General features: G+C 43.9%; 1 protein-coding gene. It reads left to right on the top strand.

Annotation, left to right across the window (positions count from 1 at the left end; all coding sequences use genetic code 11):
* Nucleotides 1-239 precede the first annotated feature (239 nt).
* Complete coding sequence (locus A3729_RS26330; protein WP_068508355.1) at nucleotides 240-851, top strand: Yip1 family protein; 612 nt, start codon at nucleotides 240-242, stop codon at nucleotides 849-851.
* Nucleotides 852-936: the final 85 nt, after the last annotated feature.

Genomic DNA, 936 nt, shown 5'->3' with positions numbered 1-936 from the left:
GACTCTATGACCCTGACGGTTTGTATCAAAAACGCTGGGGAGCTGAAACGGATCCAAATTTAGACTCTCGCGATGCTGCCGACTGGCCAATCATACACGAGTAATAGAGATACCGAACAAAGACGAGCAAAAAACCGAGTGATCCATTAATTGATTCCTAGCGTAACGGATCGATGAGAAAGGCAAATTTCAAGTCTACTATCAAGCAAATATTCTTTTGGAAAATATGGGGAAATACAATGTTACTGAATCATGCTTTTGGAATGTTCACTCACCCTGATGAAGAATGGGAATCGATCCGCAAAGAACATAGTAATCCGGGAAGAATTTATGTTGCATACATTGCCGTTCTAGCAATGATTAGCCCAATATGCGCCTATATATCGACGACACAGTTTGGTTGGCAAGTTGGCGATGGGCAAATCACTAAACTGACGACCCAGAGCGCTTTGCAACTCAACATAATCACCTACATCGCAATGCTTATTGGTGTATTTGGGCTTGGCTGGGCAATCGATTGGATGTCTAAAACCTATGGAGGCAAACATGATGAATATGCAGCAAACGGTATCGCCTTGGCAGCCTATTCTTGTACGCCACTTTTTTTGGCTGGTATCGCCCTTTTAAACCCTGAACCTATTTTCAACATGGCTGTATATCTTATAGCGGCAGTATATGCAGGATTCTTGATCTACGACGGTTTACCGATTGTCATGGGTATTAGCAAAGAACGCGCATTGTTGTTTAGCGGCGCTATCTTGACTGTCGCTCTCGTTTACCTTGTAGCAACAAGAGTCGGTACAGTCGTCATCTGGAGCATAGGCTTCGCCCCTCAGTTCGTATCAGGTTAAGTAAAGCGAGATAGACGGGTTCATCAATGTTGAACCCGGTCTGTCGATGGCGTTCTTAATGTCAATATGTTTTCAGCGGATGACA

The sequence above is a fragment of the Oleiphilus sp. HI0043 genome (assembly GCF_001634935.1).
The sequence above is the reverse complement of the archived record's forward strand: the minus strand, read 5'-3'. Positions and strand labels throughout refer to the sequence as shown.